This window comes from Thiolapillus sp. (assembly GCF_048562965.1).
In the GTDB taxonomy this organism is placed as follows: Bacteria; Pseudomonadota; Gammaproteobacteria; order Chromatiales; family Chromatiaceae; genus Thiolapillus; species Thiolapillus brandeum_A.
The window spans coordinates 1-1,761 of record NZ_JBHNMF010000638.1; the positions used below are offsets into that span (position 1 = coordinate 1).

The window sequence follows — 1,761 nt, forward strand, 5'->3', positions numbered from 1 at the left end:
GGCCAGGCGATCCAGCAGGCCGATACGCTGATCCACCTCGCGCAGCAGCAATCCGCCACCGTCCGACGTGATTCGCCCACCGTCAAAGCGGCCAATCACCTCGCGCCGACCCAGGGACTGAAATTCCAACTGTTCTGGTTTACACTCTGTATTCATAGGCCTCTTTGTTTCGTTGCTTGTAAGTGATTGGTAACCCTTACTTTATGCAACAAAAAGAGGCCTATTTCCAGTAGGGCGGTGAAATTTCCGGGCTAAAAGGACTTTCCCATGAACCAGCCCATCGCACTGATCGTCGACGACGAACCCGATATCCGGGAACTGCTGGAAATCACTCTGGCGCGCATGAACATCGACACTGTCGAGGCAGAGAACCTGGCCCAGGCACGCAAGGCTCTGGCGGCTCAGAAATTTCATTTGTGCCTCGCCGACATGCGCCTTCCCGACGGAGATGGCATCGAGCTGGTCAGGGAGATCCATGAGCAGTACCCCGGTACGCCCGTCGCCATGATCAGGGCAACATGGAGACCGCCATCGAAGTGCTCAAGGCAGGAGCCTTCGATTTCGTATCCAAGCCGGTGGATCTTCCGGTACTGCGAAAACTGGTGAATACCGCGCTGAAGCTGCAGCAGTCCGGTGGCGATGCTACCGCAAAGGTCATTACCGACGAAGAGGCAAGCGTGTCTTCGACCTCGTGATAGATTTTGGGACATCCCAGTCCCCAAAATCGACTCGGCCTTTGACAACCTATTCGTGCCCCAGCCGTCCTGGTCACCAAGCACTACGCAACAACTTCGCAAGCTCGTTGCTGCTCCGTACTTGGCTCCCATATGACTGGACGCCGCGTTCGGAGGCCTACTTTGTTTTCCCTCTGGCGCAAGGCACGCCGGGAAAACAGTGCGGCCTCGCGGCTACTGGGGTCTACCAGCCTTCGCTTCGCTCTCCATGGCTGGCAGCGAAAGCCCCCTGCGGGGAAAATCATCCAGCATGGCGCAGGTGCGGGCGCTGATCGCAAAGCTGTCGCGCAGCCAGGCGCCGGTGCACATCACCGGTGAATCCGGCACGGGAAAAGAACTGGCCGCCCGGCTCATTCATCAGCTGGGTCCAAGAAACGACAAGCCCTTCGTTGCCGTCAACTGCGGCGCCATTCCTCACGAACTGATGGAAAGCGAACTCTTCGGACACAAGAAGGGTTCTTTTACCGGCGCGACTGCCGATAAAAACGGCCTGTTCCAGGAAGCCGAGGGCGGCACCCTGTTTCTCGACGAGGTGGCCGACCTGCCCCTGTCCATGCAGGTCAAGCTGCTGCGTGTCATCCAGGAAAAACTGGTGCGGCCGGTTGGTGCCACCCGTGAAGTGCGCACTGACGTGCGCATCGTCAGCGCCACCCATCAGAACCTGGCCCAGCGCGTTCAGGACGGCGAATTCCGCCAGGATCTGTTCTACCGCCTGAATGTCATCGAGCTGAACATGCCTTCCCTGCGCAAGCGGCCGGAAGACATTCCCGAGCTCATCGATCACCTTCTGGACAACATCGCCAGCAACTATCAGCAGCCGGCGCCCGGCCTGCATAAAGATGCCCTGGCGGCATTGAAAAAATACTCCTTCCCCGGCAACGTGCGTGAATTGGAAAATATTCTCGAGCGGGCTTTTGCCCTGTGTGAAAACAGCATCATCACCCTGGAAGATCTCGGCACTCTGCAGGAACCCAAAGGCAAGTGTAGCGACAGCATAGTCCGATTGGATGGTGAAAACCTGGAAGAC

General features: G+C 57.9%; 1 protein-coding gene and 3 pseudogenes. 3 read left to right on the top strand and 1 reads right to left on the bottom strand.

Annotated elements, in window-relative coordinates:
* Positions 1–156: pseudogene (locus tag ACOCD2_RS18645) on the bottom strand (IS1380 family transposase); the annotation flags it as partial.
* A gap of 111 nt (positions 157–267) precedes the next feature.
* Between ACOCD2_RS18645 and ACOCD2_RS18650 the strand changes: the two are divergent.
* The 3 genes and pseudogenes from ACOCD2_RS18650 to ACOCD2_RS18660 all read left to right on the top strand — a co-directional run.
* Positions 268–626 (top strand): annotated as a pseudogene (locus ACOCD2_RS18650) (response regulator); the annotation flags it as partial.
* A gap of 65 nt (positions 627–691) precedes the next feature.
* Positions 692–1,006, top strand: a complete 315-nt coding sequence (locus ACOCD2_RS18655; protein ID WP_294030766.1) for a hypothetical protein — start codon at positions 692–694, stop codon at positions 1,004–1,006.
* Positions 952–1,761: pseudogene (locus ACOCD2_RS18660) on the top strand (sigma-54 interaction domain-containing protein); the annotation flags it as partial. The gene ACOCD2_RS18655 and the pseudogene ACOCD2_RS18660, both read left to right, overlap by 55 nt.